This window comes from Thalassomonas sp. RHCl1 (assembly GCF_947387555.1).
Lineage (GTDB): Bacteria > Pseudomonadota > Gammaproteobacteria > Enterobacterales > Alteromonadaceae > Thalassomonas.
The window spans coordinates 311,970-334,350 of the sequence record NZ_CANDNZ010000001.1; the positions used below are offsets into that span (position 1 = coordinate 311,970).

21 protein-coding genes are annotated in these 22,381 nt (G+C 48.4%); 17 read left to right on the plus strand and 4 right to left on the minus strand.

Features of this window, described 5'->3' with window-relative positions:
* Window positions 1-165 precede the first annotated feature (165 nt).
* Complete coding sequence (locus QL234_RS01450; protein WP_281556092.1) at window positions 166-714, plus strand: YkvA family protein; 549 nt, start codon at window positions 166-168, stop codon at window positions 712-714.
* Window positions 715-1,017: 303 nt separating this feature from the next.
* Here QL234_RS01450 and QL234_RS01455 read toward each other — a convergent pair whose 3' ends face one another.
* A complete protein-coding gene (locus QL234_RS01455) occupies window positions 1,018-1,506 on the minus strand; it encodes a peptidylprolyl isomerase (RefSeq protein WP_281556093.1) in 489 nt (162 codons plus the stop codon).
* A 45-nt stretch (window positions 1,507-1,551) separates the two neighbouring features.
* A complete protein-coding gene (gene ygfZ / locus QL234_RS01460) occupies window positions 1,552-2,517 on the minus strand; it encodes a tRNA-modifying protein YgfZ (protein ID WP_281556094.1) in 966 nt (321 codons plus the stop codon).
* A 129-nt stretch (window positions 2,518-2,646) separates the two neighbouring features.
* Between ygfZ and QL234_RS01465 the strand changes: the two genes are divergently transcribed.
* Both QL234_RS01465 and QL234_RS01470 read left to right on the plus strand, forming a co-directional pair.
* Complete coding sequence (locus QL234_RS01465; protein ID WP_281556095.1) at window positions 2,647-2,898, plus strand: succinate dehydrogenase assembly factor 2; 252 nt, start codon at window positions 2,647-2,649, stop codon at window positions 2,896-2,898.
* 33 nt (window positions 2,899-2,931) lie between these two features.
* Entirely contained in the window at window positions 2,932-3,477 is a 546-nt protein-coding gene (locus tag QL234_RS01470; RefSeq protein WP_281556096.1) for a hypothetical protein, read from the plus strand.
* A gap of 46 nt (window positions 3,478-3,523) precedes the next feature.
* Here QL234_RS01470 and nadB read toward each other — a convergent pair whose 3' ends face one another.
* Entirely contained in the window at window positions 3,524-5,131 is a 1,608-nt protein-coding gene (nadB, locus tag QL234_RS01475; RefSeq protein WP_281556097.1) for an L-aspartate oxidase, read from the minus strand.
* 209 nt (window positions 5,132-5,340) lie between these two features.
* Here nadB and rpoE point away from each other — a divergent pair, with 209 nt between their 5' ends.
* The 11 genes from rpoE to QL234_RS01530 all read left to right on the plus strand — a co-directional run bounded on the left by rpoE (window position 5,341) and on the right by QL234_RS01530 (window position 14,746).
* Window positions 5,341-5,913 (plus strand): RNA polymerase sigma factor RpoE, encoded by a 573-nt coding sequence (gene rpoE, locus QL234_RS01480; RefSeq protein WP_044834713.1) that lies wholly within the window; start codon window positions 5,341-5,343, stop codon window positions 5,911-5,913.
* 21 nt (window positions 5,914-5,934) lie between these two features.
* The gene (locus QL234_RS01485; protein WP_281556098.1) at window positions 5,935-6,546 is read left to right on the plus strand and encodes an RseA family anti-sigma factor; all 612 of its coding nucleotides are present in this window, start codon (window positions 5,935-5,937) and stop codon (window positions 6,544-6,546) included.
* Window positions 6,543-7,493 (plus strand): MucB/RseB C-terminal domain-containing protein, encoded by a 951-nt coding sequence (locus QL234_RS01490; RefSeq protein ID WP_281556099.1) that lies wholly within the window; start codon window positions 6,543-6,545, stop codon window positions 7,491-7,493. Before QL234_RS01485 ends, QL234_RS01490 begins: the two co-directional genes overlap by 4 nt.
* A gap of 51 nt (window positions 7,494-7,544) precedes the next feature.
* Window positions 7,545-8,033: a SoxR reducing system RseC family protein gene (locus tag QL234_RS01495; protein ID WP_281556100.1), complete on the plus strand. Its 489-nt coding sequence runs from the start codon at window positions 7,545-7,547 to the stop codon at window positions 8,031-8,033.
* A 78-nt stretch (window positions 8,034-8,111) separates the two neighbouring features.
* Window positions 8,112-9,902 (plus strand): translation elongation factor 4, encoded by a 1,791-nt coding sequence (gene lepA, locus QL234_RS01500; RefSeq protein ID WP_281556101.1) that lies wholly within the window; start codon window positions 8,112-8,114, stop codon window positions 9,900-9,902.
* Between the two features lie 10 nt (window positions 9,903-9,912).
* Window positions 9,913-10,833: a signal peptidase I gene (lepB, locus tag QL234_RS01505; RefSeq protein ID WP_281556102.1), complete on the plus strand. Its 921-nt coding sequence runs from the start codon at window positions 9,913-9,915 to the stop codon at window positions 10,831-10,833.
* 5 nt (window positions 10,834-10,838) lie between these two features.
* On the plus strand, window positions 10,839-11,525 hold the full coding sequence (rnc, locus tag QL234_RS01510) for a ribonuclease III (RefSeq protein WP_201777825.1): 687 nt from the start codon (window positions 10,839-10,841) through the stop codon (window positions 11,523-11,525).
* Window positions 11,515-12,426, plus strand: coding sequence for a GTPase Era (era, locus tag QL234_RS01515; protein ID WP_281556103.1), 912 nt, complete (start codon window positions 11,515-11,517; stop codon window positions 12,424-12,426). The genes rnc and era overlap by 11 nt, the downstream gene beginning before the upstream one ends.
* Before the next feature lie 9 nt (window positions 12,427-12,435).
* Window positions 12,436-13,131 (plus strand): DNA repair protein RecO, encoded by a 696-nt coding sequence (recO, locus tag QL234_RS01520; protein WP_281556104.1) that lies wholly within the window; start codon window positions 12,436-12,438, stop codon window positions 13,129-13,131.
* Window positions 13,128-13,865, plus strand: a complete 738-nt coding sequence (pdxJ, locus tag QL234_RS01525) for a pyridoxine 5'-phosphate synthase (RefSeq protein WP_281556105.1) — start codon at window positions 13,128-13,130, stop codon at window positions 13,863-13,865. The genes recO and pdxJ overlap by 4 nt, the downstream gene beginning before the upstream one ends.
* Window positions 13,866-14,491: 626 nt before the next feature.
* A complete protein-coding gene (locus tag QL234_RS01530) occupies window positions 14,492-14,746 on the plus strand; it encodes a hypothetical protein (protein ID WP_044834721.1) in 255 nt (84 codons plus the stop codon).
* Between the two features lie 92 nt (window positions 14,747-14,838).
* Here the strand turns inward: QL234_RS01530 and barA are convergent, their stop codons facing one another.
* Window positions 14,839-17,712, minus strand: coding sequence for a two-component sensor histidine kinase BarA (gene barA, locus QL234_RS01535; protein WP_281556106.1), 2,874 nt, complete (start codon window positions 17,710-17,712; stop codon window positions 14,839-14,841).
* A 100-nt stretch (window positions 17,713-17,812) separates the two neighbouring features.
* Here barA and rlmD point away from each other — a divergent pair, with 100 nt between their 5' ends.
* The 3 genes from rlmD (at window position 17,813) to mazG (ending at window position 22,289) form a co-directional block, all read left to right on the plus strand.
* Window positions 17,813-19,132: a 23S rRNA (uracil(1939)-C(5))-methyltransferase RlmD gene (gene rlmD, locus QL234_RS01540; protein WP_281556107.1), complete on the plus strand. Its 1,320-nt coding sequence runs from the start codon at window positions 17,813-17,815 to the stop codon at window positions 19,130-19,132.
* A gap of 72 nt (window positions 19,133-19,204) precedes the next feature.
* A complete protein-coding gene (gene relA / locus QL234_RS01545) occupies window positions 19,205-21,397 on the plus strand; it encodes a GTP diphosphokinase (RefSeq protein ID WP_281556939.1) in 2,193 nt (730 codons plus the stop codon).
* 91 nt (window positions 21,398-21,488) lie between these two features.
* The gene (gene mazG, locus QL234_RS01550; protein ID WP_281556108.1) at window positions 21,489-22,289 is read left to right on the plus strand and encodes a nucleoside triphosphate pyrophosphohydrolase; all 801 of its coding nucleotides are present in this window, start codon (window positions 21,489-21,491) and stop codon (window positions 22,287-22,289) included.
* Window positions 22,290-22,381: the final 92 nt, after the last annotated feature.

Sequence of the window (22,381 nt, forward strand, 5' to 3'; positions counted from 1 at the left end):
ATATTTTTGATAAAGTCTTAAAAAATAAGTCACTTGTTGCTGGCAATGTCATAGAGACAAAGAAGAAAAAACAAAAATATTTCCAGTTCTTTAGTGCCGGATGGCCCTTGTTCTGATAGATTAAATGAGTAAGTGTCAATCATGAATAACAGCCAGGAGATAAACATGGCATTTGAAGTTAAATTCGAGTTGGAAGAGTCGGATCTGGAGTACTTTCGTGAAGTAATGAGAAAGGCACAGGCAGGCACTAAGGCCTTGGATGAAAGTCAGATTTTAAGCAATGCAAAAAACCTTAGTGGTGATGTTAAAGGCAATGTGCCGGAATTTGTCCGTTTGCGTCTGAAGAAGTTAGAAACCTTAGTGGCCATGATCGAAGACAGCGAATGGAAATTGCCGGAAGAAGAGCGCGCCGATGTGCTGAGTGCTTTGGCTTATTTCAGTGAGCCCGAAGATTTAGTACCGGATCATATCCCGGTGCTGGGCTTCCTTGATGACGCCATAATGATCGAGCTAGTCGCCGAAGAATTACAGGACGATATTGACGCCTTTGAAGAGTTTTGCGCTTACCGTGAGCGTGAAGAGGTCAGAGCCGGTGATAATCCGATTACCCGGGAAGAATGGTTGGACTCAAAACGACGCGAATTACACAGCCGTTTGCGCCACCGTCGCAGCACCAGGCGTTCGGGTCGTTCCTCGTTCCGCTCCATTTTTTAATGGATAAACGGGAATGATAAAAAAACGCTCAACAGAGCGTTTTTTTATGTTCAGGACGAACTGTATGCTGTGATGACATGGATGTCAAAGAACAGCAATGTTCAGGACGAACGGTCAACTTACATGTTCCTGACGTAAGTTAAGTACCTACAGTCCCTGTAGGCAATGCTGCGGTGACATGGATGTCAAAAAGCAGTGATGTTCAGGACGAAGGGTCAACTTACATGTTCCTGACGTAAGTTAAGTACCTAGAGTCCCTGTAGACAAAGCTGGGGAGACATGGATGCCAACAAGTAGCAAGCATTAATGGCTATGGCCGCAGCCGCCTTCACCGTGCACATGGCCGTGGCTTAATTCTTCTTCGGTAGCATCTCTGACTTCAAGAATTTCCACATCGAAATTGAGATCTATGCCGGCTAACGGGTGATTGCCGTCTACGGTGATTTCATCATCACTGATATCGATGACAATAACGGTTTGTTCGCCGTCATCTGTGGTTGCCCGCAGCTGAGTGCCGACATCCAGATCTTCTATGCCTTCAAACATAGCTTTAGGAACATTCTGGACAAAGTTATCGTTGCGCTCGCCATAAGCTTGCTCTGCTTTTACCGCCACTTCAAATTTATCGCCAACCTGGTGATCGAGCAGGGCATCTTCCAATCCAGGGATCAGGTAACCTGTGCCATGAATAACCGCCAAAGGCTGGTGGTCGTATGAGCTGTCTATTAAAGTGCCTTCACTGTCGGATACGGCATAATGCATGACAACGACTTTGTTGCTACTAATTTTCATGTGAATTCCTGGTTTGTTAAGTGGATTAAAATATTTGTGTTCTGTTTATTTGGCCAACGAATAGGGTAAGGCTGCAACAGACAATGAAGTCTGCGGCTGTTCTTTTATTCTCAGCGGCGTATCGGCGTCTATATCTGTTGCCAGCACCGCCTGGATATAGGTTTGTCCGCTATCTGCCCGGTAAGCTGTCAAAATATCACCCGCCTTGCGCCAGTTTTCACCCAGTTGCTGTTCGATAATGTTGCCGGATTGCGCCGAGCCCTGCTGTGTTGTCAGTGAGTATAAGGCGCGCTTATTTTTCCCCAGGTATTGCATTCTGGCAACGGTTTCTTGTCCCAGATAGCAGCCTTTGGTAAAGCTGATGCCGTTAATGGCTTGCAGGTTCAACATTTGCGGCACATATTCGAGTAGGGCGTGTTGCTCCAGTATAGGAAATCCTTCGGTTATTTCTATTAAATCCCATAAAGGGGAGGAGTAAAGGGGTAATGCCAGAGGCTCTGTGGCTTTAGTGAGCTGCTCCTGCGGGCCGATAAGCAAATAGCGTGTGATTTCTCCCGGCAGGTAAACCAAAGTAGTATCGCCGTTTTGTACCACAGGGGTCATGTTGTCCGGCACTTGCGGGTAGATTTTTTGGATCTCTGCTTCTGCTTTGTTGCCGGCCAAGGCATAAAAGCTAAGGTCATTACTCTCGTTAATTTCGACCTTGGCAAAAACACCAAATTTTTGTAATTCCGCCAGCGATGCCGCCAGGCTGCTTTTGGGTTGCAGCAACAGGTGTGCGCCTTTGTGGTTAAGGAGGCGGAACACCGAGAGCACTTTGCCCTTGGCATTGCAGTGGGCGCCGATTGTCAGGCTATGTTCATGGATTTCGTTGACATCACAGGTCACCTGGCCTTGCAGATATTTACTTTGCTCTTCCCCGGATAAGGAGATGGCACTGTAATCGGTTAATGCTATAAGAAAAGCGTCGGGAAGTTGCTCAATGGCCGGCAGGGAAGGATCAATAGTCATAGAGTTTTAAAAGCCTGGAAATTAATTACTATAGCAATGAGGGCAATTAAAAAAAAAACAAGGATCAGCCGCGTTTTTTCTTGGTGAAATTGATAGAATATGGCTAATGTTAAACTTTTATGGTGTTTTATGTCGTTGGTTAATAAAAAAGCCCGTTTGAAGTGGGCGTGTCGTCGTGGAATGTTAGAGCTGGATGTGCTGTTTATGCCTTTCGTGGATGAGGCTTATGATCAACTCTCTGAGCAGGAACAAGTCATTTTTGAGCGCTTGTTAACCTGTGAAGATCCTGAGCTTTTTGCCTGGTTTATGGGACATGAAAGTTGTGAAGATCCTGAGCTTAACAGCATGGTGCAGCTTATTCTGAACAGGGTAAAAGTTTAAGTTTTAACTTCGTTGATGGGGGCGGGACTGGCGATGAGTGACAGTTTTGGCCCCTGGAATTGCCTGGTTAATACTCGCTCCCCTTTTGTCATCTCTATTTTTTCTTCCGTTAATCACTACCGCCAATACGCCGTGATCAGCTTTGTTATTGTTATCCTGCTGTTGCCGGTATCGGCACAAGCCTTGATGTTCACTGCCTTTATTGTCTTTTGTCTGCTCTGCCTGTATGCGTGTTTTTTATCAGGAAATTTAAAAAAAGATAGCCGCAGGTTAACCTGTTCTTTGATGATATCCGCTGATGGCTATTGCCGTTTTGACCAGGGACCGGTGCTGAAATTAGCCACTAGCAGCCGGATAGGATTTGCCGGTTGCTGGCTGATTTTAACGGACGAGCTCTTTGAAATTCCCGTTGGGTCAAGCAGGAGAAAGACAGTGGCAGCTAAGCCTGTTATCAGCAGTTATTTTATCTTTAAAAACCGTGTATCAGCGCAAGACTTTGCCCGCTTAAGCCGCGTGGTCCTGTCATTAAAGCAGCATCAGGCAAGGGAAAAGGGCCTGGAACGTCAGACCCTGAATTAACGGTTTGCTGTGCTTTATTGCCTTAGCTGTCTGCTGAGCGATTGGCTTACTTGTTGGCAGACTCCGGGTTTAGTATGGTTGCTTTGGCCTCGGGGCTGAGCTCGGGATAATCTAAGGTATAATGTAAGCCCCGGCTTTCTTTTCGCTGCATCGCGCTGCGGATAATGAGTTCGGCAACCTGCACTAGGTTTCTTAATTCCAGCAAATTATTGCTGACTTTAAAGTGACGGTAATAGTCACTTATTTCCCTTTGTAATAACTCTACCCTGTGTAATGCCCGCTCTAAACGTTTTGTGGTCCGGACGATGCCGACATAATCCCACATAAATAACCTTAACTCATGCCAGTTATGCTGGATCACTACTTCTTCATCTGAGTCTGTGACCCGGCTTTCATCCCAGGGAGGCAGGCACTTGGTGCCATGGCAATGGGGTAAAGACTGGCTGATATCCAGTGCTGCTGCCCGGGCAAAGACCAGGCATTCAAGCAAAGAGTTGCTGGCCATGCGGTTGGCGCCATGCAGTCCGGTATAGGTGACTTCGCCGATACCGTAGAGGTTGGCGATATCGGTGCGGCCATGTTTATCCACCATCACACCGCCACAGGTATAGTGGGCCGCCGGTACGATCGGGATCGGTTGTTGGGTCATATCTATCCCCAGGGAAAGGGTTTTTTCATAGATGGTCGGGAAGTGTTGTTTGATAAAGTCGGCGGACTTATGGCTGATGTCCAGGTACATGCAGTCGGCGCCTAAACGTTTCATCTCATAATCAATTGCCCGGGCCACTATATCCCGCGGTGCCAGCTCGGCCCTTTCATCGAATTCTGGCATAAAGCGGCTACCGTCGGGACGCCTGAGGATAGCGCCTTCGCCCCTTAAGGCTTCGGTCAGCAGAAAAGTACCGGCATCCGGATGAAACAGGCAAGTGGGGTGGAATTGGTTAAATTCCATATTGGCCACCCGGCAGCCGGCGCGCCAGGCCATGGCGACCCCGTCGCCGCTGGCGACATCCGGGTTGGATGTGTATTGATAGACTTTACTGGCACCGCCTGTGGCAAGTATGGTTTTGTGGGCAAAAACGCTTTCTACCTTTTCACTGTTGCGGTTCCAGATATAGGCACCGATGCAGGATTTTTCTTTGCCTTCTTGGCCCTGATCTCTGATCAGATCAACGGCATTGTAACGTTCAAAAATGCGGATACGGTTATGCTGGCGCACTTTATCGACTAACGTGGTTTGCACCGCCTGTCCGGTGGCGTCTGCGGCGTGGAGAATGCGTCTGTGGCTGTGGCCGCCTTCGCGGGTCAGGTGATAACGTATATTACCGTCATGATTTTTTTCCTGATCAAAATCAACACCTTGCTCTATCAGCCATTCCAGGCAGGCTTTGGCATTTTCTGCGGTATATTTGACCGTGTCGGCTTCACATAAACCGGCGCCGGCGATCAGGGTGTCTGAAACATGGGAGTCGATGCTGTCATTTTTGTCAAAGACTGCGGCTATGCCTCCCTGGGCATAATAGGTGGAACCTTCATTGATGGGCCCCTTGCATAATACGATTACGTCGGCGGTTTTGGCCAGGTGTAATGCCAGGGTTAATCCCGCTGCGCCACTGCCGATAATTAAGACGTCACAATTGTGTTGTTTATTCATATATCTTTGATTTTCAGGTACCCTATACTTAGTTGGTGAATATTAACGCTTAATCGTCATGCAGAACAGTAATAAAGGGATGATATAAAATAAATTCAAATTATTTTTGATTTTATTAGAACTTTTTCGCACATGCACAGTCCTACTTGATGCGTTTGCCATGAGCCAGATGTTATTTATTTTATTGGTTATTAGGAGATATGGCTCGAATGAGCGAACAAAACGTCGACCAGGAACTGGTTGAGCGGGTGCAACGTGGTGATAAAAACGCTTACAACCTGCTAGTGAGAAAATATCAGCATAAAGTTGCCAATTTGGTTTCCCGTTATGTCAAAAATCATAGTGATGTAGCGGATATAGTCCAGGAAGCTTTTATTAAAGCGTATCGCGCCTTGCCTAATTTTAGAGGGGATAGTGCGTATTACACCTGGCTTTACCGGATTGCGGTAAATTGTGCGAAAAATCATATGGTCGCCAAAGGGCGTAAACCGCCGGGATCAGATGTCGAAATTGAAGATGCAGAATTTTATGATGGTGGTGAGGCCTTAAGAGAAAATGCTTCACCGGAGAAACTTTTACTAACGCAAGAAATCAAAAAAGTTATATTCGATACCATAGAGCAATTACCTGAAGATTTGCGCACCGCGATTAATCTCAGGGAACTTGAGGGATTAAGTTATGAAGAAATTGCCACTATTATGGAGTGTCCCGTCGGGACGGTAAGATCACGTATTTTCAGGGCGCGTGATGCAATAGATAAAAAAATCCGGCCGCTACTTTAAGGCTATATTAAAGGTGTAAATATGAGTGAAACTAAGTTCGAGTCAGTATCATCGCTTGTTGATAATTATCAGGTAAACGACACTGCACTTGATGATATAGTCAAGGATAAGGAGATGTCTGACGCCTGGCAGCGTTATCATTTGATCGGTGACATGATCCGTGACGATGTACCGCAAGCGCTGGAGTTGGATTTATCGGATGAGATAGCGGCGGCCATCGCGCAAGAGCCGACCGTGTTAGCCCCTAAAGAGTCAGGACAGGTTTTTGCGGCATTAAAAGCCAAAGTCGTGCAGTTTGCCAAGCCTGCCGGTCAAATGGCGATAGCGGCATCGGCTGCCGGTTTGATGATTTTCGGCGTCGGGCAGCAATCCAATACCGAAGAAGAGCTTATCCCCAGCCAGGTGATCCAGACCGCACCTTTTGGCGGTATTGCCAACCCGGTCAGTTATAATACCCACTCAAGCAGCCGTGAGGCCCAGAAGCAGGCTTATGTTGAGCAGCACAGACGTTTTCAGGCGTTATTGTCGGATCATCAGCAGCAAATTAAATTAAGTGCCACAGGTGTTGATTCAAGCGCTGCAGCACAGCAGGAAAAAAACAAGCAGGATATGGCTGAAGAAAAAAATAAATGAAATTAATCGGTTATTTTATACTTTTGGTGGCGGGCAGCTTGCCCGTGTTCGCCGCCGAAAATGAGCAGGCCATCTCCTGGCTTGAGCGACTCTCCCAGGCACTGCAACAACGTAACTTCAGCACTTCTTTTGTGGTGGTAAAGAATAATCAGGCAGAGCCCTATCACTGGTTTCATGGTGTCAGCAGTGAAGGGGTTGAGCTGGAAATCCTGGCGTTATTAAACGGCCCGCGGCGCGATAAATTACGTAAAGGTAATATCGTCAGCTATATTGAGCCCGAGTTGCCTCCTTATTCGGTGTTATCGACCCAGATAAGCGGCCCTATCCCGGCGATCCTCAGCGGAGATATCCATCAACTAAAAGGTCATTATGATTTTATCTCGGTAGGGCGAAGCCGGGTATTGGGACGTCCGGCGCAACTGGTGCGCATTGTGCCCAAAGATCAACAAACCTTCGGTCACTGGCTGTGGCTGGATCAGGAAAGTGGTTTATTGCTTAAGCTTGCCATCATCAGCCGCAAAGGCCAGTTACTGGAACAGGTACAGTTTACCCATCTGGATATCACAGAAAGCCCGTCGGAAAGTTTGCAGCAGTTGCAGGCGACCGAATTACCGAAAGTTTTAGACATCCCCAAGAGCTCGCAGGATGAAAAGTTTTCTTGGCGGGTCAACTGGTTACCGGCGGGATTTGAGCGGGTGAAGGCGAATCGCCACCGCATCCCCGTGACTAAGCAGCCGGTTGAGTTTATGCTGTTTAACGATGGCTTAGTGGATGTTTCTGTTTATGTCGGGACTAGCTCTGATAAACAAAGAGCGGTAGAATATGTGATGGACGGCGCTACCGTGATCCTCAATCAGGTGGTTTCGGGCTTTGAGATCAGTGTGGTGGGTAAAATACCGACCAGTACTGCCAAGGCTATTGCCGACTCCATTGTTTTTACTAACTGATCTTAGTCACTGCTTTCTTGTCGGGAGCGGTGAAGAGTAATCGAGAGCCGCATGATAGAAGAAATGGCAACTGTGGTTGCCATCAACCAAGATCAAGTCACCCTTGAAAGCCAGGTCAAATCAAGTTGCAGCAGTTGCCAGCAAGTGGATAACTGTGGCAGCGGCCAGGTGGCCAAAGCTATTCCCTTACAAAAACTCACCCTGGTTGTCTCTTGCAAGCTGCCCCTTAATGTCGGGGATACCGTAGTACTGGGCTTACCGGAAAAAGGGCTTTTGCAGGTTGCCGCTCAGGTCTATCTCTTGCCTTTGGCGGGGCTGATTGCTGCTTCTGCGCTGGGTCAGTTTCTGATGATGCAGGGCATTTTAACTCATGAAATATTTGCTATTTTACTTGGTATTGCCGGCGGCTATGCCGGATACCGGCTGGCAAAATATCGACAAAAAAATTCGAAAAATGCCAGGTTATTGCAACCGGAAATTCTGCGCCGTGCCGGGCAGACAATTGCTGTAACAGAAATCCTCCCGACAATTGTTAAGTAAAGATAGCCCCAGCGCGCTAAATTAGCTAAAATCTCGCCATTATTGTTATAACGACCCTATTTATTTGAATTTCAATTTATGAAAAATATCCGAAATTTTTCGATCATAGCGCATATTGATCATGGTAAATCAACTCTTTCCGACCGCTTAATTCAGTACTGTGGAGGCTTGCAAGATCGTGAAATGGAAGCTCAGGTATTGGACTCCATGGATATCGAACGTGAGCGTGGTATTACCATTAAGGCACAAAGTGTGACCTTAAACTATAAAGCCAAAGACGGCGAAACTTACCAGCTAAACTTTATCGACACCCCGGGCCATGTGGACTTCTCCTATGAAGTTTCCCGTTCTTTAGCTTCCTGTGAAGGGGCCCTGTTGGTGGTAGATGCCGGTCAGGGGGTGGAAGCGCAAACCGTGGCCAACTGTTATACCGCGATCGAAATGGATCTGGAAGTCTTGCCTATCCTCAATAAAATCGATTTGCCCCAGGCGGATCCTGATCGTGTTTGTGAAGAAATTGAAGATATAATCGGCATTGATGCCACCGAAGCCGTGCCGTGTTCGGCAAAAACCGGTATCGGCATCGAAGATGTGCTGGAAACCATAGTGGCCAATGTGCCGGCTCCTGAGGGAGATCCCGAGGCGAACTTACAGGCCCTGATTGTTGATTCCTGGTTTGATAACTACCAGGGGGTCGTCTCCCTGGTACGGGTGATGAACGGCGAAATTAAAGCCGGTGATAAAATGCTGGTGATGTCTACCGGGCAAACCCATATTATCGATAAAGTGGGGATTTTCACCCCGAAACAAACCGAAACCGGTATTTTGAAAACCGGTGAAGTTGGTTTTGTTATTGCCGGTATCAAAGAAATCCACGGCGCCCCGGTCGGGGATACCCTGACCATAGCCAAGCAGCAGGCACCTGAGCCTTTACCCGGCTTTAAGAAAGTGCAGCCCCAGGTCTATGCCGGTGTTTTCCCCATCAGCTCGGATGATTATGAAAACTTCCGCGATGCCCTGAACAAGTTAAGCCTCAATGATGCCTCGTTATTTTTTGAACCGGAAAACTCCTCAGCCCTTGGTTTTGGTTTCCGTATCGGCTTTTTGGGTATGCTGCATATGGAAATTATCCAGGAGCGGCTGGCGCGGGAATACGATCTGGATTTGATCACCACGGCGCCGACGGTAAATTATGAAGTGGCCTGCACCAATGGTAAGATCCTGTCCGTTGATAACCCGGCAGACTTGCCGCCGGTGAATGAAATTGATGAAATTCGCGAGCCGATTGTCCAGGCCAATATCCTGGTACCGCAGGAGCATCTGGGTAATGTGATTACCTTGTGTATCGAAAAACGCGGTGTGCAAAAAGATCTGATCTACCACGGCAACCAGGTGGCGGTAACCTATGAGTTACCTATGGCTGAGGTGGTGATGGACTTCTTTGATAAACTCAAATCCACCAGCCGCGGTTATGCCTCACTGGATTATCATTTTGTCCGTTTTGAAGCTTCCGACATGGTGCGCGCCGATGTGATGATCAATGGCGACCGGGTGGATGCCCTGGCGATGATCACCCACAGATCCAACTCGGTTGCCCGGGGACGTATGCTGGTTGAAAAGCTTAAAGAGCTGATCCACCGCCAGATGTTTGATATCGCGATACAGGCGGCAATAGGCAACAACATTATCGCCCGAACCACGGTAAAACAATTGCGTAAAAACGTAACCGCGAAATGTTACGGCGGTGATGTCAGCCGTAAGAAGAAATTATTACAGAAGCAAAAAGAAGGTAAAAAGCGCATGAAGCAGGTGGGGAATGTTGAAGTGCCCCAGGAAGCGTTTTTAGCCGTGTTGAAGTTAGATAAATAATAGGGAACTTATGGCTGTTTATTTTTCAATATTTTTAGTGATCGTTACCTTAGTCACCGGAATTGTCTGGGTAGCGGATAAATTTTACCTGGCGCCGCAGCGCAGGCTGAAACTCGCCACGGCGCAAAGCCAGTGTGACGACACCCTGTCCGAGGAAGCCATTGCCAGTATCACAGAGCCGTCGGCGCTGGTGGATACATCGGTACAAATTTTTCCGGTGATCGCTTTTGTGTTGGTTTTGCGTTCATTTTTGTATGAGCCTTTTCAAATTCCTTCCGGCTCTATGATGCCGACCTTGCTTGACGGTGATTTCATCCTGGTGAATAAATATACCTATGGCTTAAGGGATCCGGTGGCGCGCCAGAAGTTTTTTGAGGTCTCTGAGCCTGAGCGCGGCGATGTGATGGTGTTTAAATACCCGGTAGATCCGCAAATTGACTTTATCAAGCGCGTGATTGGCTTACCCGGCGACCGTATCATCTACCGCAATAAACAGCTATACATCAAACCTGCCTGCACTGAGGCCGCCAGCGAATGTCCGGAGTTTGAGCCTGTGGCACAAAACTTCCAGGCAAAAGGGGAGTATGATGACGGTATCTCAGATTTAAGCCGTTATAGCTCGCAAATGCCGGGTAGAACCCATGAAATCCTGGTTGACGGACAAACCCTGCCGAGAAAGGCCAATTATTTTAAACAGGCGGGGACTGCGGCGGATGAATTTGTCGTCCCCCAAGGCCAGTATTTTGTGATGGGTGATAACCGGGATAACAGCCTGGACAGCCGTTTTTGGGGCTTTGTGCCGGAAGAAAATATTGTCGGAGAAGCGGTGGCTATCTGGATGAGCTTTGATTTTGAACGCGGCCCGGACAGCTTCTTACCCAGCTGGATACCTACGGGTGTCCGTTTTGAGCGATTAGGCGGAATTAACTGATAGTGATGAAGAATGCCCTGGCCATGAACCGGCTGATGAAAAGGATCAGTTATCAATTTAAGCAACCTGAGTTGTTGACCCAGGCGCTGACGCACCGCAGCGCCAAAGGGGCCCACAATGAACGCCTGGAGTTCCTTGGCGACTCCATTCTCGGTTTTGTGATAGCTGAAGCCTTATATGATAAATTTCCGAAAAACAATGAAGGCGATCTCACCCGGATGCGCTCTAGCCTGGTAAAGGGAGTGACACTGGCGGAAATTGCCAAAGATTTTCAGCTTGGCGATCACCTGATTTTAGGGCCGGGTGAGTTAAAAAGCGGCGGCCATCGCCGGGAATCTATTCTCGAAGATGCGGTGGAGGCCATTATCGGCGCCGTCTATCTGGACTCGGATATCGGCACCTGCCGTACCCTGATTTTGACCTGGTTCGCCAAACGCCTGGCGCAAATCAAACCCGGCCATGAACAAAAAGATCCTAAAACCCGTTTACAGGAATTTTTACAGGGACGAAAAATCGAATTGCCTTTGTATGAAGTGATCCATACCAGCGGTCAGTCCCATAACCAGGAATTTACCGTGCGCTGTACCACCAGTGTCCTGGAAAATGAAGTTATTACCAAAGGTACCAGCCGCCGCAAAGCGGAGCAAGCGGCTGCTCAGCAAGTGTTGGAGTTGATCGCACATGACAAATGATGAAACAAATTGCGGCCTGATTGCTATTGTCGGCCGCCCCAATGTCGGTAAGTCTACCTTGCTTAACAGTTTGCTCGGCCAGAAAGTCAGCATTACTTCCCGCAAACCGCAAACCACCCGGCACCGCATCTTAGGTATTTTAACCGAAGAAAACCAACAAGCCATTTTAGTGGATACTCCCGGTTTGCATACCGAAGAGAAGCGGGCGATTAACCGTTTGATGAACCGTGCCGCCAGCAGCTCGATTGCCGAGGTGGAACTGGTGGTGTTCCTGGTAGAAGGCACCCACTGGACCACGGATGACGAATTGGTGCTGAATAAAATCAAGCAAACCAAGGTACCTTGTATCCTGGTGGTCAATAAAATTGACAATGTCCAGGATAAGGAAGCCCTGTTGCCCCATTTGCAAAAATTAGGGGCCCTGTATGATTTTCAGGAAATCGTGCCGATCTCCGCTTCTAAAGGGGATAATGTCGACAAGATAAAGTCCCTGTGCCTGGACGCTTTGCCTGAGGGGGAGTTCTGGTTCCCGGAAGATTATATTACCGATCGTTCCAGCCGTTTTATGGCATCGGAAATTATCCGGGAAAAGCTGATCCGCTTTACCGGGGATGAGCTGCCTTATTCTACCACGGTAGAAATTGAGCAGTTTAAAGTCGATAACAAAGGGGTATTACATATCAATGCCCTGGTGCTGGTGGAGCGTAACAGCCAGAAGCGCATGATTATCGGCAATAAAGGAGAAAAGTTGAAAGTCATAGGCCAGGAATCCCGCCGGGATATGGAAGCCTTGTTTGACCGGCAGGTGTTTCTTGAAACCTGGGTCAAGGTAAAATCCGGTTGGGCCGATGACGAACGTGCCCTGCGTAGCCTGGGATACGGTGACGATTATTCGGGTTAACCGCCAACTATGATAGCGCAAGAGCAGCGGGCTTTTTTACTGCACAGCCGTCCTTTTAAGGACAGTCAGCACCTGGTGGAGTTGCTGACGGAAAACGACGGTAAAGTCGCTGCACTTGTCTATATGAACAAATCTTCAAAAGCCAGTAAAAGTGGCTTATTACAGCCTTTTACTCCGATAAGGGTTGTGCTTAAAGGGCGCAGCAGCCTGAAAAGACTCAGCCGGGTTGAGGCCTCAGCCAAATCTTATCCTTTAAGCGGTGATAACCTCTACAGCGCCATGTATTTAAATGAACTGCTGGTCCGTTTGCTGGCCGAGCATGTGCCCTGCGAAGAATTATACCTGAACTATCACGCCAGTCTCGAGGCGTTAACTACAGCTTCTCCCATTGAGCTTATCTTAAGAAAGTTTGAACTGGCTCTCCTGGAGGAACTGGGGATTCCGCTGGATTTTACCCCTGTGATGGAAGTTGCCAGCGGCTATTTTTATTATCAACCTGAGCTGGGTTTTGTTCCCTCACAAGATCAGAAGCTTTACCCTAATTATCACCAGGGGGCGTTACAGGCGATAGCCAGGCAGGACTTTACTGCTAAAGAAACCTTACTTTGTTTTAAACGCTTAATGCGCCAGGTGTTGTCTGAGTTACTCGGCGCTAAACCTTTACATAGCCGGAAACTGTTTATAAAAAGAGAAACCATGTCATGAATGAAATTTTACTCGGTGTTAATGTTGATCATATCGCTACCTTACGTGAGGCCCGGGGCACGAACTACCCGGATCCCGTTTATGCCGCCTCTGTAGCCGAACATGCCGGCGCCGACGGTATCACGGTGCATTTACGTGAAGACAGACGCCATATACAAGATCGGGATATTTATGTGCTGAAACAAACCCTGCACACCCGGATGAACCTGGAAATGGCCGTGACCGAGGAAATGCTGGCGATTGCCTGTGAGGTTAAACCGGTATTCTGTTGCCTGGTGCCGGAAAAGCGCGAAGAATTAACCACCGAAGGTGGCCTGGATGTTGCGGGACAAGTGGATAAGATCAGCGATGCCGTCGCCAGGTTAACGGCGACGGGTATCCAGACCAGTTTGTTCATCGATGCCGACATGAAACAAATAGATGCTGCAGTGGCAAGCAAGGCCCCTTATATTGAAATTCATACCGGGCATTATGCCGATGCTACTACCGAGCAGGAGCAAATGGCGGAATTAGAACGTTTAAAACAAGGGATCAAATATGCCCACGAGCAGGGGCTTAAAGTTAATGCCGGGCACGGATTGAATTACTTTAATGTAAAGCCTGTCGCTGCAATCGAAGAAATTATTGAATTGAATATTGGCCATGCCATCATAGCAAGAGCGGCTATCGACGGCCTGGATAAAGCTGTGCGCGACATGAAGCGGTTGATGCTGGAAGCAAGAAACCAGGCCTAAGTCATAGCGTTTTCGGGGAGTGTTGGGCTCGATACCGGCCATGCATTCCCCATATTACAGCGCAAGAGCGGCTATCGACGGCCTGGATAAAGCTGTGCGCGACATGAAGCGGTTGATGCTGGAAGCAAGAAACCGGGCCTAAGTCATAGCGTTTTCGGGGAGTGTTGGGCTCGATACCGGCCATGCATTCCCCATATTACAGCGCAAGAGCGGCTATCGACGGCCTGGATAAAGCTGTGCGCGACATGAAGCGGTTGATGCTGGAAGCAAGAAACCGGGCCTAAGTCATAGCGTTTTCGGGGAGTGTTGGGCTCGATACCGGCCATGCATTCCCCATATTACAGCGCAAGAGCGGCTATCGACAGCCTGGACAAGGCGGTGCGCGACATGAGGCGGTTGATGCTGGAAGCAAGAAACCGGGCCTGGGGTTGTTTGTCTATGCGATAGACTATTTCGGGCGTTGCGGATGTTCTATCTGCTCCCGTCCTCACCATGACATGCTTTAAAATTCGCCTCCACGGCCATTTAAGTATGCTCTTGCCTTTATAATTAGCTAGTTTAATTTGCGTTATTGTTCGACTATAGTTAAAGATGAAGGTGTCTGAATTCTTCAGTCGGAGTATGTTATGCCCTCGCAAAAGCAACATGAACTTGAAAGGAGAAAAGAGCCGCCGGAGCAGTCGATTTGGTGGTCAAAGTTGTCTCTAGCCCAGAAATTCTCGGCCAGCAGCCTGGGAAAGTTTGGTTATGAGCTGCTTTTTATTCGCAACGAAGAGGGGCGCAGTATTGCCGTGCTGCAGTGTAATGCCGGTATAGCCGCTATCACAGAAGATGGAGAAATTAATACTTCCCCGGAGATTGAGTTAAGAGCTCTGGGTTAGATTCTTTCATAAATCTTCCACTTTGATCCGGCTTTTTAGCCGGATTTTAATTTCTAATCCCACATTTTATTTTCGGTTATAGATTCCGAGCATTAAGATTCACTGAGTATTTTCAAGGTTTGCGGTGCCTGGTGCAAAACCTTATCCAGATGTTCGAAAAACTCAAAAAATTCCGGTTCCAGCGCTTCCGCGCTTTCCCCGTTCTTCAATGCCGTCTCAATTTGATGGGTTATTTTCCCCAGGTTGGGTACCCCGGTATAACAGCAGGCACCGTTTAATTTGTGGATCAGGGTTTTTAAACGCTCGGTATCCTGGTTATTGAGGGCATATTCAATATTGACCTTAGTTTCCGGTAAACTCTGCAGTAAGCCATCAAGCATTTCTTTGGCTAATTCGCTGTTATTGCCGGTGCGTTGCAGGGCCAGTGACCAGTTGATCACTTCTATTGAGCCAAAATCATAAGGGTTTGCTTCTGCCTGCATTGGCTCGGGGGTGATCACATCAATCACTTCCGGGGGCGTTTCTGCCCTTAGCTGGATGTCACTGCTTTGTGAAAGCTTATCATCTGATGATGCTTCATCGGGGCGAAGAGCAAAAAGTTCCAGGTTGCCGTACTCGTATAAGGTATGGCGCAACATGGTTTCATCCAGGGGTTTAGTGATGTAGGAGTCAAAGCCTTCCACCAGCAATTTTTCTTTTTCACTGCTTAAGGCATGGGCGGTGACGGCGATAATGGCGGTATCTTCATTAAAAGTATTGCTTCTGATGGCCTTTAATGCGGTAACCCCGTCCATGACCGGCATTTGGATATCCATAAAGATCAAGGCAAACTTTTCATTCTGACATAAAGTGACTGCCTCCTGGCCGTTGCTGGCGGTGATAACCTCGCTAACCTGCTCAAGCAGCAGCGCCTTGATCAGTTTTAAGTTGGCGTCATTATCATCTACCGCCAATACCTTGATAGGGATTTTTTTACTTGCTACTTCTGGCAGCAGTTTAACGCCGTGAGCCGGTTGTGGCAGCAGGACTTTGCATAATCGGCTGGGGGTAATAGGTTTGCTTAAACAGCTGACGGCGCCATTGGCAATCAGGGCTTCCTGCAAATTAGGGGAGTTGCTGTTGATGGCTAAATGTATTGCCGAAATCTGCGGCTTCACGGATGCAATCAATTTTTTCAGATCCGTTAATGCGCTCGGGGTGACATCATGGCCGATCAGGGCAAAGTCATAACAGTTGTTCTGCGCCAAAGCATTGCTGAACTGCTCAAGGCTGGTCACAGGTGTGACCTTCATTTTCCAGCCGGCCAATATTTCACTGGTGGCCATACGGCTGTGGGTGATGGGCTCGTAATAGAGGATATTCTTGTCTACCAGGGCCTTGGTATCGAGCATGGAAGTCATCGGCAGGGGGTTGACCTCACACTGGAAGGAGAACCAGAAGGTGGAGCCACGGTTTTCTTCGGTGATAAAGCCGATATCGCCGTGCATTTCCCGGGCAAGGCGTTGCGAGATCACTAAGCCTAAGCCAGTGCCGCCGTATAGGCGGGTGATGCTCTTATCTGCCTGGCCGAAGGCTTCAAAAATACTCTTTTGCTGCTCGCTGTTCATGCCGATGCCGGTATCTGTGACCGTGATTTTAAAAACCGCTAATTTTTCATCGATATGCTCGCTGTCGATATCGATGGAGACCAGGCCTTTTTCGGTAAACTTAATCGCGTTATTGGCCAGGTTAATGATGACCTGTTTGATCCTCATGGCATCGCCGATCAGGAAATCAGGCAGCTGCTGGGCAATACGCAGTGACAGTTCCAGGTTTTTCTGGTGGGCAATAGGCGCCAGCAAGGTCAGGGTCTCTTCCACGCTGTCCCTTAAGGAAAACGGGATATTTTCAATGATCATTTTATCGGCATCGAGTTTGGAAAAATCGAGAATGTCATTGATGATGGCCAGTAAGCTGTTGGCGGATCTTTCTATGGTTTGCAGATAATCCCGCTGGGTTTCGCTTAACGGGGTTTTCAGCACCTGACGGGTAAAACCGATCACGCCATTTAGGGGAGTGCGTAATTCATGACTCATATTGGCCAAAAACTCGGATTTTACCCGGTTGGCGTCTTGTGCCTTACGTTTGGAAATATCCAGTTCAACGTTTTGGATTTCAAATTGCTCCAGGCTTTCCCGTAAATCTATGGTGGCCTGATCTATGCTCCTTTGCATTTCGTCATGGTAATCCCCTAAGGATTGGGCCATGGCGTTGATGCCGTTTTTTAAAAAGTTGAGCTCGCCGATCAACTGGCCGCTGACCCGGCTTTCCAGTTTTCCTTCCCGGATGCGGTCAACGGCGTTGACCATGGAAGTGACCGGGCGGGTCACATTTTTGATCAGCTGAAAAGCAAAGATCGCACTGAGCAGGGAGCCGAAAATCACGATGGAAAAAGCGATTAAAAACTGGCTTTGTTGCCTGTATTTGATTTTATCCCGGTCGATTTGCATGGCAATATAACCGACAACTGTCGGGTTGCCCTTTAATTCTTCAAGGTTTTTTACCTGATGGGTTTCATCTATGATCGGGGTGCGGAAAATCAGGTAATTATCCAGTTTTTCCAAATGGGTATTTTGCGGGATATTTTTCCCGGCTTTAATGCGCATGACATTGGTATCACCATGATAGGCGCTGGTGACAAATATCTGGTTGTCTTTGGTGAAAACGGCGATGCTTTTTACTATATTGGCATGGCTTCTGTGGGCAAAGCCTATCAGGTGGCGTAATTTTTCCCTGTCTTTATTGATAATAGGATCGGCACTGGCAATGGCGATAGGTTCAATAATGCTTTGTGAGCGTAAGGTGAGAAACTCTTCCAGTTCAACATAACGGCTATATGAAAAGTAACCGGCTATTCCTAAGCCAATTAATGTCGTCGGTATTATTGTAAGCAGAACTACCCAGTCCTTTAGACTTATTTTATGCATATTTCCGTTTTTACTTAGTGTAAAATCCGATTCTAATTACGCTTATGATGGCATATAGCGGCGAAAATATATAGCGTTCGGATTTTGGTTACCTCAAATCATGGCAAATTTCTTTAAAGCAAGTACAAAAAAACATGCTCTCGGGCAAAAAATCACGGTGCAGATAGAGCGTCTGGATTTAAATGGTTGCGGGGTGGGGCATTATCAAAAGAAACCGGTTTTTGTCGCCGGTGCCCTGGTGGGGGAAAAGGCCCGGGTGCGGGTAGTTGAGCAAAAAAGTAAATATCTGCGCGGACAATTATTGGCGCTGGAGAACGAAAGTGAGCACAGGGTAGCGCCCTTTTGCCGCCATTATCAAAAATGCGGCGGCTGCGACCTCCAGCATCTGGCTTATCCGCAGCAGCTTAGCTTTAAGCAGGAAAAAGTGATGCAGCTTTTCGCCCGCAACCAGATCAACACCCCTTTACCCTGGCAGCCGCCGCTATTGGCGGGAGAAAAACATTATCGCCGAAAAGCACGTATCGGGGTGCAATATGCCAAAGACGGCAGCGCCACCATAGGTTTTCGCCAAAAAGCGACCAACGATCTGGTTGCCCTTGATGCCTGCCCTGTGCTGGTAGAGCCGGCTACCGGTATTTTTGCCTTGCTAAAACCCTTGCTGGCGGGTTTATCGGTAAAGCGGGCAATAGGGCATATCGAAGTCTTGGTGACCGGTCATACCACCCTGATTGTTCGCCAGTTAAAACCTTTAACCGATGAAGATAAGGCCTTGTGGTTGCAGGCGGCAAAAGACCATGGTTGGCAAATCCTGCTGGATAACGGCAAGGACCTGCTGCCCCTGACTCAGGTGGAGCCCCTCAGTTATGCCCTCTCGGACGCACTGACCATCAGCTTCACCGGCAAGGACTTTATCCAGGTCAATCACGAGATGAATGTGCAGATGGTTGACCAGGCGCTGGACTGGCTGGCGCTTGAGCCCGGCGATAAAGTATTGGATTTATTTTGCGGCCTGGGCAACTTCAGTCTGCCGGTGGCGGCCCGGGTGCAGCAGCTGACAGGTGTGGAAGGGGTACAGGACATGGTCGAGCGGGCACAAAAAAATGCCCGGGATAACGGCCTGGAAAATTGTGCTTTTTATCAGGCGGATTTAAACAGTTCCTGGCAGGATTTGCCGTGGGCGCAGGAACGTTTTGATAAAGCTCTGCTCGATCCGGCAAGGGCCGGCGCCTTAGAAGCAATAGAGCAGCTGCTGAAGTTCAAAATCGCGACCTTGCTTTATGTCAGCTGCGATCCGGCCACCCTGGCCAGGGACAGCAAAGTTTTATTGGCCGCCGGCTATAAAATTGAAAAAATCGCGATAATGGATATGTTTTCCCAGACCAAGCATGTTGAAACTATGGTATTGTTTAGTTACCCATAGCCGGAGCGTTGGCGCCGGATCGGCTGGTCGGTTTATCTACTTTTTCATTTATTTAACTGTAAGGAAACTATGATGGTTTCAGTGCGTAAGTCTCATCACATGACAGAGACAAATTTTGAGTTATGGTTGGCTTCGCTGGAATTAACGCCAGCGAAAAACCAGGCTTTAGAAGCCCTTTGGCATCAGGTAAAAGAGTATTTTACCGATCAGGGGGAATGTGAAAGTAAATCATTTGAGATGGTGGAAATCCTGGCGGCGTTAAACCTGGATAAAGACTCCCTGGTGGCGGCCTTTTTATGCCCCCTTTATGAATACAACTGCCTGAGCATGGAGTACATAGAAGAGCACTTCAACCGGCAGGTTTTCCTGTTATGTAAAGGGGTCTGCCAGATGGAGGCGATCAAGGCGCTGCAGCAAACCCAGTCCAATCCGCTGGCGGTCAACCAGATTGACAATATCCGGCGCATGTTGCTGGCCATGGTGGAAGATGTCAGGGCGGTGGTGATCAAACTGGCCGAGCGCTTATGTTATTTACGTATCGTGAAAAACGCCGATGAAGAGTTGCGGGTGCTGGCAGCCAAGGAAACTGCCAACATCTATGCGCCGCTGGCCAACCGTTTAGGCATAGGCCAGTTGAAGTGGGAGCTTGAAGACATTGCCTTTCGTTATCTGCACCCGGATGTCTACAGCAAGATCGCCAAGTTGCTGGATGAAAAACGTCTCGATCGTGAACGTTACATGGTGGAATTTGTCGGCGATCTTAACCAGAAAATTAAGGATGCCGGCATCAGCGGCACGGTTTACGGCCGTCCCAAGCATATCTACAGCATCTGGAAAAAAATGCAGCAAAAGGAGCTGGATTTCGATCAGTTATTTGATGTCCGTGCGGTGCGGGTGATCGTCGATCAGCTGCAGGATTGTTACGGTGCCCTGGGGATCGTGCATACCAACTGGAAGCATTTGGCCAATGAATTTGACGATTATGTTGCCACGCCGAAACCTAACGGCTACCAGTCTATCCATACCGTGGTCCTGGGGCCGGAAGGAAAATCGATAGAAGTGCAGATCCGCACCCAGCAAATGCATGATGATGCCGAACTTGGGGTGGCGGCCCACTGGCGTTATAAAGAAGGCAGCGCCGGCGGTAAAGGCGGCGGTTTTGATGAGAAAATCGGTTGGCTGAGAAAGATCCTGCAATGGCAGGAAGACATCAGTGAAAGCGGCGAACTTATCGAAGAGCTGCGCAGCCAGGTATTTGAAGACCGTATTTATGTCTTTACCCCGAACGGCGATGTTATCGACCTGCCGGCGGGGGCGACGCCGCTGGATTTTGCCTATTATATCCATTCCAATGTCGGCCATTGCTGCATCGGCGCCAAGGTCTTTGGCCGTATTGTACCCTTTACCCATAAGCTGCAAACCGGGGACCAGGTAGAAGTGCTGACCAGCAAAAAACCGAATCCCAGCCGGGACTGGTTAAACCCGAGTTTAAATTACATTCATAGTGCCCGGGCGCGGGCCAAAGTGCAGCATTTCTTTAAATCCCAGGACAGGGACAAGCATGTGCTGCAGGGTAAAGAGCTGCTCGATAGCGAGCTGGCGAAACTCCAGCTGAGTAAAGTAGATCTTAAAGAGGCGGCGAAACGTTTTAATGTCACCCATGTGGAAGACTTATATGCGGCCTTAGGTTCAGGCAATGCCAGGTTGCAGCAGGTGATTAATTACCTTACCCAGCAGGATGAAAAAAATCAGCCCCTCGCCGATATCGATCCCCAGAGCCTGGTTAAGCCGGAAAGTACCGCAAAACCCGCGGTAGACAGCAATGGTATTACCGTGTCCGGGGTGGGTAATTTATTGACCCATATCGCCAAGTGCTGCCATCCGGTGCCGGGGGATGAAATTTCCGGCTTTATCACCCAGGGACGCGGAATTTCCGTGCACAGGGCGGATTGCGAGCAATTAAAAAATGCCTTTAAGCAGCAGCCTGAACGTGAAGTTGAAGTGCAGTGGGGAGATCAAAGCAAGCAAAGTTATCAAGTGGGGGTACAGGTAGTCGCCAGTGACCGCCAGGGGCTGGTGCGGGATATTTCCACCATTATTGCCAATGAAAGGGTGAGTATTGTCGGTTTGGAAAGCCACTCCGACAGCCGTCAGCAAACTACCAGTATGTCGATAAAAATGGAGATCGGCAATAGCGAAGTGTTGACCCGGTTAATGAGTAAGTTGTTGCAGCTGGATGACGTCCATGACGTTAAACGTCTTTAGCCGACAAGGTCTTAGCTGCCAGAGCCCTTGGCTGTAAAAACAAAGATAAACTGTTGAAAATAAAGAATACCATAAAGAAGTAGATAAAATTATGTTAGCGATGAAACCTTCGATGGAGAAGCTGCGCTGGATCATGGAGCAGCTCAGGGATCCTGTGACCGGCTGCCCCTGGGATATCAAACAAGACTTTGCCTCTATCGTGCCCCATACCCTGGAAGAAGCCTATGAAGTAGCGGACGCGATAGAGCAGGGGGATTTTCGCGAGCTGGAAAAAGAGCTCGGTGATCTGCTGTTTCAGGTGGTGTTTTACAGCCAGCTGGGTAAAGAAGAAAAGCTTTTTGATTTTGACTCTGTGGTAGCCGCCATTTGTGAAAAACTGATCCGTCGTCATCCCCATGTTTTCGCCAAAACTGAATTTTCTTCTGAGGCGCAAATAAAAGCTAATTGGGAAAATGAGAAAATAAAGGAGCGGCAGGAAAAAAATGACCGTCAGTCGTTGAGTATTTTGGCGGATATCCCTAAGTCTTTACCTGCCTTATCCCAGGCGGCAAAAATCCAGAAACGCTGTGCCCACGTTGGTTTCGACTGGCATCAGATCGATGATGTTTTTGCCAAGGTCGCCGAAGAGGTAGAGGAAGTGCGGGAGCATTTACATGGCGACAGCCAGGAATTAACGGCTGAGCTGGGAGATCTGATGTTTGCCGTGGTGAATTTATGTCGTCACGCCAAACAAGATCCCGAAGCGGTCTTGCGCCAGGCGAACCAGAAATTTACCAAACGTTTTCATGGGGTTGAATCGAAAGTAGCGTCCTCGGGACAAGGCTTTGAACAGCACAGCCTGGAGCAGTTGGAAGATTACTGGCAAGAGATCAAGGCGGATGAACAGCCCTGAGCCAATAAAAGCCCTGAGCCAAAGAAAACCTTGAGCCAAAGAAAGCCCAAAGCCCGCTTATTTTCACCTAAAGGCATAACTTGCCCAGGATA

Coding starts and splice junctions, on each gene's coding strand:
- QL234_RS01450 (WP_281556092.1), top strand. CDS start 166: ATGGCATTTGAAGTTAAATTCGAGTTGGAAGAGTCGGATCTGGAGTAC.
- QL234_RS01455 (WP_281556093.1), bottom strand. CDS start 1,506: ATGAAAATTAGTAGCAACAAAGTCGTTGTCATGCATTATGCCGTATCC.
- ygfZ (WP_281556094.1), bottom strand. CDS start 2,517: ATGACTATTGATCCTTCCCTGCCGGCCATTGAGCAACTTCCCGACGCT.
- QL234_RS01465 (WP_281556095.1), top strand. CDS start 2,647: ATGTCGTTGGTTAATAAAAAAGCCCGTTTGAAGTGGGCGTGTCGTCGT.
- QL234_RS01470 (WP_281556096.1), top strand. CDS start 2,932: ATGAGTGACAGTTTTGGCCCCTGGAATTGCCTGGTTAATACTCGCTCC.
- nadB (WP_281556097.1), bottom strand. CDS start 5,131: ATGAATAAACAACACAATTGTGACGTCTTAATTATCGGCAGTGGCGCA.
- rpoE (WP_044834713.1), top strand. CDS start 5,341: ATGAGCGAACAAAACGTCGACCAGGAACTGGTTGAGCGGGTGCAACGT.
- QL234_RS01485 (WP_281556098.1), top strand. CDS start 5,935: ATGAGTGAAACTAAGTTCGAGTCAGTATCATCGCTTGTTGATAATTAT.
- QL234_RS01490 (WP_281556099.1), top strand. CDS start 6,543: ATGAAATTAATCGGTTATTTTATACTTTTGGTGGCGGGCAGCTTGCCC.
- QL234_RS01495 (WP_281556100.1), top strand. CDS start 7,545: ATGATAGAAGAAATGGCAACTGTGGTTGCCATCAACCAAGATCAAGTC.
- lepA (WP_281556101.1), top strand. CDS start 8,112: ATGAAAAATATCCGAAATTTTTCGATCATAGCGCATATTGATCATGGT.
- lepB (WP_281556102.1), top strand. CDS start 9,913: ATGGCTGTTTATTTTTCAATATTTTTAGTGATCGTTACCTTAGTCACC.
- rnc (WP_201777825.1), top strand. CDS start 10,839: ATGAAGAATGCCCTGGCCATGAACCGGCTGATGAAAAGGATCAGTTAT.
- era (WP_281556103.1), top strand. CDS start 11,515: ATGACAAATGATGAAACAAATTGCGGCCTGATTGCTATTGTCGGCCGC.
- recO (WP_281556104.1), top strand. CDS start 12,436: ATGATAGCGCAAGAGCAGCGGGCTTTTTTACTGCACAGCCGTCCTTTT.
- pdxJ (WP_281556105.1), top strand. CDS start 13,128: ATGAATGAAATTTTACTCGGTGTTAATGTTGATCATATCGCTACCTTA.
- QL234_RS01530 (WP_044834721.1), top strand. CDS start 14,492: ATGCCCTCGCAAAAGCAACATGAACTTGAAAGGAGAAAAGAGCCGCCG.
- barA (WP_281556106.1), bottom strand. CDS start 17,712: ATGCATAAAATAAGTCTAAAGGACTGGGTAGTTCTGCTTACAATAATA.
- rlmD (WP_281556107.1), top strand. CDS start 17,813: ATGGCAAATTTCTTTAAAGCAAGTACAAAAAAACATGCTCTCGGGCAA.
- relA (WP_281556939.1), top strand. CDS start 19,205: ATGGTTTCAGTGCGTAAGTCTCATCACATGACAGAGACAAATTTTGAG.
- mazG (WP_281556108.1), top strand. CDS start 21,489: ATGTTAGCGATGAAACCTTCGATGGAGAAGCTGCGCTGGATCATGGAG.